At 59.7% G+C, this 4,815-nt stretch carries 5 protein-coding genes; 4 read left to right on the top strand and 1 reads right to left on the bottom strand.

Annotation, left to right across the window (positions count from 1 at the left end; all coding sequences use genetic code 11):
- Nucleotides 1-315 precede the first annotated feature (315 nt).
- A complete protein-coding gene (gene purT / locus JNL55_RS12545; RefSeq protein WP_415923066.1) occupies nt 316-1,506 on the top strand; it encodes a formate-dependent phosphoribosylglycinamide formyltransferase in 1,191 nt (396 codons plus the stop codon).
- Nucleotides 1,507-1,582: 76 nt separating this feature from the next.
- Here purT and JNL55_RS12540 read toward each other — a convergent pair whose 3' ends face one another.
- Entirely contained in the window at nt 1,583-2,344 is a 762-nt protein-coding gene (locus tag JNL55_RS12540; protein ID WP_293853323.1) for an EcsC family protein, read from the bottom strand.
- A gap of 231 nt (nt 2,345-2,575) precedes the next feature.
- Here JNL55_RS12540 and JNL55_RS12535 point away from each other — a divergent pair, with 231 nt between their 5' ends.
- From JNL55_RS12535 to JNL55_RS12525, 3 genes are all read left to right on the top strand, one after another.
- Nucleotides 2,576-3,049 carry a nuclear transport factor 2 family protein gene (locus JNL55_RS12535; RefSeq protein WP_293853321.1) on the top strand — a complete coding sequence of 158 codons (474 nt, stop codon included), beginning with the start codon at nt 2,576-2,578 and terminating at the stop codon, nt 3,047-3,049.
- Nucleotides 3,050-3,147: 98 nt separating this feature from the next.
- Nucleotides 3,148-3,708 carry a DUF6644 family protein gene (locus JNL55_RS12530; protein ID WP_293853318.1) on the top strand — a complete coding sequence of 187 codons (561 nt, stop codon included), beginning with the start codon at nt 3,148-3,150 and terminating at the stop codon, nt 3,706-3,708.
- Nucleotides 3,709-3,731: 23 nt separating this feature from the next.
- Nucleotides 3,732-4,208: a DUF6644 family protein gene (locus tag JNL55_RS12525; RefSeq protein WP_293853316.1), complete on the top strand. Its 477-nt coding sequence runs from the start codon at nt 3,732-3,734 to the stop codon at nt 4,206-4,208.
- The last annotated feature ends 607 nt before the right edge of the window (nt 4,209-4,815 follow it).

Genomic DNA, 4,815 nt, shown 5'->3' with positions numbered 1-4,815 from the left:
TGCCATCGGGGCTCACGTCCACGCTCATCCAGGTGCCGGAGCGCACGTCGATGGGGATTTCGCGGCGCTCGCCCGGCGGCGAGTTCACGTCCCAGGCTTGCTTCGCTTCCTCTGCGGCCTGGGCGGCGACGGCGAGTGTGGCCAGTATCGCTGCCAACAACGAACGTGATGCGGACATGATCATCCTTTCGCTGACGAAAGCGCGCAGCCTAATGACCCTGACCGTGGCTCGCAATGTGATTTAGCGGCCCCGGTTGTATGCAATGGCCATCCGCCGGATACTTCGCGGCCTCACCTCCAGTTCGAGCAATTACCGTGACTACTTTAGGCACTCCGCTGTCGTCCTCCGCTACCCGCGTCATGATGCTGGGCTCCGGCGAGCTGGGTAAGGAAGTGGTGATCGAGCTGCAACGTTTCGGCTGCGAAGTCATCGCGGTGGATCGTTATGCCAACGCGCCGGCCATGCAGGTGGCGCATCGTTCGCATGTCATCAACATGCTCGACCCGGCGGCGCTGCGGCAGGTGGTCGAGCGCGAGCGGCCGCATCTCATCGTGCCGGAGATCGAGGCGATTGCTACACCGGCGTTGCTGGAGCTGGAGAAGGAAGGTTTCACCGTCGTTCCCACTGCACGCGCGGCGCGGCTCACCATGGATCGCGAAGGCATTCGACGACTCGCCGCCGAGCAGCTGCAGTTGCGCACGTCGCCGTACCGATTCGCCGATACGGAGGAAGAGTATCGGCAGGCGGTGCGTGACATCGGCATGCCTTGCGTGGTGAAGCCGGTGATGAGTTCGTCCGGCAAAGGTCAGAGTGTGGTACGCACTGAGGCGGATGTTGCTCACGCTTGGAATTATTCACAGCAGGGCGGTCGTGCCGGCGGTGGCCGCATCATCGTCGAAGGCTTCGTCAAATTCGATTTCGAGATTACCTTGCTGACGGTGCGTCACAACGGGCAGACCAGTTTCTGTGCGCCCATCGGGCATTTACAGATCGACGGCGATTATCGTGAGTCGTGGCAGCCGCAGCCCATGAGCGATGCAGCTTTGCAGGAATCGCAGCGGATCGCGCATGCTGTGACTGAGAATCTTGGCGGCAATGGGATTTTTGGCGTGGAGTTGTTTGTAAGCGGAGATACGATTTATTTCAGCGAAGTGTCGCCGCGGCCGCATGACACCGGCTTGGTGACTTTGATTTCTCAGGACCTGCCGCAGTTCGCGCTTCACGCCCGCGCGATTTTGGGATTGCCGATCCCCGTGATTCGCCAGCGCGGCCCGGCCGCGTCGTGTGCGTTGTTGGTTGAAGGCGAGTCGAAGAATGTTCGGTTCGAGAATGTCGAGCGGGCCTTGACTGAGCCCGACACGGCGGTGCGTTTGTTCGGCAAGCCCGAAGTTCACGGCCAGCGCCGGATGGGTGTGTCGCTGGCGCTAGGCTCGACCATCGATGAGGCTCGCGCTAAAGCGCGAGCTATGACCGCTGCGCTACTCGAAGGCGTGCGACTCGAATAAGGCGTCACGCGGCGCCGTGGCTTGCTCGGCGCGGCAGCTCGGACGACGCCTCGGCCACTAGTGTCTTCGTCGCGCGTCAGCGCAGACGAGCAGGCTCATCCGCATTGGGCAGCGCTGGTCGTTCGAACCAGCGCATTCTGTACGCGTTCATTGCTGTAACACCGAGCTTCTTCAGTAGCCGGTTGTTCACAATCACTCCCACTGGCGCTCCGATCACCGGCAACAGCTGAGCAAGCTTGGCGAGATCGATGTAATCGCGATATTCCTGTTGGAATCTTCGCCAGTCGAACTCTTCCAGCGACCCTGGCAGGTGTGAACGCTCCTCATGCCAGCGCTGCATATGTTGATACACATCAGCGCGATGCTGATCGCTGGAGAACGCCAGCTGGAAGACATACAGCAAGTACAAGCGCTCTCGATAATCCTCTCCGGAGAAGCCGTACAGCGCGGCGATCTCGAACAGCATCTTCAACTTGATACTCAACAGCAGCGGAAAGTCAGCGAGGCCTAGCAGGAAGCCGCCCGCACCAGTAATGCCGCCTTCGACGGCGGCCGTTTTCCTATAACGATCCACTGTCGCTCGTACGCGAGCTTCGCGATCTTCAAGGCTGCCTTCGAGTAGGGGTGAAGAAGCAGTGAAGTTAGAGCCGCTGAGCACGGCCCGAGTCATTTGTTTAATGACGGCGGTAATGCTGGCGTGGAGCTTCTCCGGAATGTAGCTGTTGATCTTGCGTTGAACGCCACTGGTGGCCCGGTTCCACAGACCGGGCGGACGTTGCATTTCGTATTGCCAGTGGCGGAGATCGTCCAGCGCCTGAGTGTCGTAGGCATGGGTCATGGGGCGACGATGACGGCTTTGCTTCTGCTCTGCAAGACTTAAGAACGGACCCTCACCCCAACCCCTCTCCCCTTGTCCATACACCTTGGGAGGGGCCAATATTTCTATTTTCTTGCCGCTGACGCGGCGAGACGAGCTAAGAAAGTCCAAGCAGCACTGTTAGCGTCAGTGACGACGCTAAGATTCCCGTCGCACCGAGAGAACTCACTACACCAACAAGGACCCCTTCTCATGAACACCCTCGTTCGATTCCTCACTCAGGCGACGGCGGTGACCGTCCTGGCATTGGTCGCTGTAGTAGCGAGCGCCGCCGAGCTGACGACGCAGGACTACATCGACATTGAACAGCTGTACGCCACTTACAACCACGCAATCGATGCTGGTGACGGCGAGGCGTGGGCCGCGACATTCACTCCCGACGGGACGTTCAATCGATTTGCAGGCAAGGACGCACTGGTGGGTTTCATCAGAACCTGGCGGGAAAAAATGAACGGCGCGACTCGCCGGCATTGGAACTCGAACCTGAGCATCACACCGTCAGCGGACGGAGCAAACGGTAAAGTAATGCTGATGTTGCTCGACGTCGGCACCACGCCACCGGCGATCGCGAGCACCGGGCAGTACACCGATGTTTTGGTAAAAACCCCGGCCGGCTGGCGGTTCAAATCACGCCAGGTCAAAGGCGACGCGCCACCCAAACCCTGACTCTTCACCCGGCGCGGACCGAGCATTGATATTTCTTGTCCGCCCGCGCCGGGCGCCCCGACTAGAATCGAATCGTCATCGGGGGGAGTCCAAAGCGCGTGAATTCGGCGTTACTACAATTCGCCCAATGGTTGAGCGAGCGCTCCTTCAGCATTGGGCTGCACGAATCCTTTTATCTCTACAACTGGATCGAGACCACGCACGTCATGACGCTGATGCTCAGCCTCGGCATGCTGGTCGTGGTCGACCTGCGCATGCTCGGGCTGTGTTTCGCAAACGTGCCCGCATCGCAGATCGCCGAGCGGCTCGACAAGCCGATGTTGATTGGCTTCTCCCTCATGTTCCTCACTGGCCTCCTGCTGTACGTCTCGATCCCCGTGCGGACTACGCAGAGCCTATGGTTTCGCATCAAAGTGCTGCTGCTGATCGCTGCGGCGGTTAATGCGTGGCTGTTTCGAGGCTATCTACTCGCTGCTAAAAAATCCTGGGACCTCGATGCCGTGGCTCCGAGACGAGCGAGAGTCGCTGCCGGATTGTCGTTGGCGCTGTGGGCCGGCGTGGTCGTCACCGGGCGCTTCATCGCCTACGACTGGTTCGATTGCGGCAACGACAATCCCGCCTTCGTCGATTGGGCCGCCGGCTGCGTGGCGGCTGAGTAGCTTCACTCCTTGGGGACAGGGCCATGTTGTTTTCTTTTTTTGAGTGGCTAGAAGCTTCGGCACTCGGCGTCTTCATGAAGGACCTGCCGGCGACGTTTGCTGTCGTCGAGGCTGTGCATTTGATGGGGCTGGCGTTGCTAGGCGGGACGGTCCTTGCTCAAGACTTGAGATTGCTGAATGTGATTTTGAGAGATGTGCCGTCGAGTGTGGTTGTTGAGCAGGCACATCGGTGGTTCAAGGTGGGGTTGTGGATGTTGCTGCTGACCGGGGTGCCGATGTTGGCGGGTGTTGCGACCAAGTGTTACCACAATCCTTTTTATTGGACCAAGATGGCTGCTTTGTTGATTGGGGTTTTGTTTGTTTTCACTTTGAAACAGCCGTTACTTCGTGGCGATCACGCCGGCCTTCGGCCGGTTACTTTGAAGATGATGGCTTTAGCTTCTATGTCGGTTTGGTTTTTGGTCGCGGCCTCCGGCCGCTGGATTGGGTTTTCAGGCTGACGCTTGTTTGTATTGCTGAGGTTGCCGGACGGAGGCCTCAGTGGTTCGCGGCGGTGGGCGGGGGGACTTTGTCCTCCCGGCGACGCGCATAGCCCTTCGCCCCGCGTAGCGGGGCCGTTGCTTCACCTCCCTGTGGCGCTCAGAAAACGGCAGCCATGCCGTTTTATGCGCCGGGAGAACAAAGTCCCCCCGCCCACCACCGCCCGACCGGTTCGCTGCGTCTTCACCAGAGCGGCCGGGCCCAGCGCTCATACAAACTAAGCTGATGGCTCTCTACGCCGGTGCGCGCCGCATAGCTTGAGATAGGCGGCATCGATCAGCGATGGTGGGCACCACCGAGCGTGAGAGAAGAGGCATCGCGGAAGATGGTTGTTTGCCGCCGAGCTAGAGAGAAGAGGCATCGATCTGCGATGGCAGGCTACCGCCGAGCTCTAGAGAAGAAGCATCGCGGAAGATCGTTGGTTGCTGCAAAGCTTGAGAGAAGCGGCATCGAGCGGCGATGGCGGGCTACCGCCGAGCTTGAGGCGGAGGGTGCCGGGGGGATCCTCCTCGCCGGCGCATAAAACGACATGGATGTCGTTTTCTGAGCGCCACATGGACGTGAAGC

Source organism: Steroidobacter sp. (assembly GCF_016790065.1).
GTDB lineage: Bacteria > Pseudomonadota > Gammaproteobacteria > Steroidobacterales > Steroidobacteraceae > Steroidobacter.
Note: the sequence above shows the minus strand (reverse complement) of the source record. Positions and strands in the feature narration are given on the sequence as shown.

Excerpts from the sequence above, each read along its gene's own strand:
- JNL55_RS12540 (WP_293853323.1), bottom strand. The coding sequence starts at position 2,344 with ATGACCCATGCCTACGACACTCAGGCGCTGGACGATCTCCGCCACTGG.
- JNL55_RS12535 (WP_293853321.1), top strand. The coding sequence starts at position 2,576 with ATGAACACCCTCGTTCGATTCCTCACTCAGGCGACGGCGGTGACCGTC.
- JNL55_RS12525 (WP_293853316.1), top strand. The coding sequence starts at position 3,732 with ATGTTGTTTTCTTTTTTTGAGTGGCTAGAAGCTTCGGCACTCGGCGTC.